We start from the raw sequence: 466 nt of genomic DNA on the forward strand, positions 1-466 counted from the left end.
CGTTTTACGCAGGAACACATTGAACTCTATAAAATGCTTCTTAAGTATCATAACAATTTTAAATCTATTGGGAATATGTATAGAAAACGCAATCCAAACCTTGCTAAGGAAGTATATGACTTAGCCAATGAAATAAAAATACATCTTAAAAAATTTCAATAATGATAGGAAAAGGCAAAAGTATCTCGCATACCAGAGCTTCCATGTCCTATGGGTGGAATCAGGAAAAGGATGCTGAAATTGTACTAAAGGAGTTTCTATATGGAGAGTCTCCTGCAGAAATAACCAAGGAATTCAAAATGCTCCAGGACCAAAACTATCACTGTACAAAGAATACATTATCCTTTGTGATCAGCCCCACAATTAAAGATGGCAGAGGTTTGGATAAACATAAATTAGAGGAAATAACAAAACGATTTATAAACGAAATGAAACTAGGAGAGCGACAAGCGATAGCGTTTGTGCA

The 466-nt window shown here is 34.8% G+C and carries 1 pseudogene; it reads left to right on the plus strand.

Going from position 1 to position 466, the window contains the following annotated elements:
- Positions 1 to 161: 161 nt before the first annotated feature.
- A pseudogene (locus MWU65_RS17580) lies at positions 162 to 466 on the plus strand (mobilization protein); the annotation flags it as partial.

The sequence above is a fragment of the Cellulophaga sp. F20128 genome (genome assembly GCF_023015805.1).
Taxonomy (GTDB): domain Bacteria; phylum Bacteroidota; class Bacteroidia; order Flavobacteriales; family Flavobacteriaceae; genus Cellulophaga.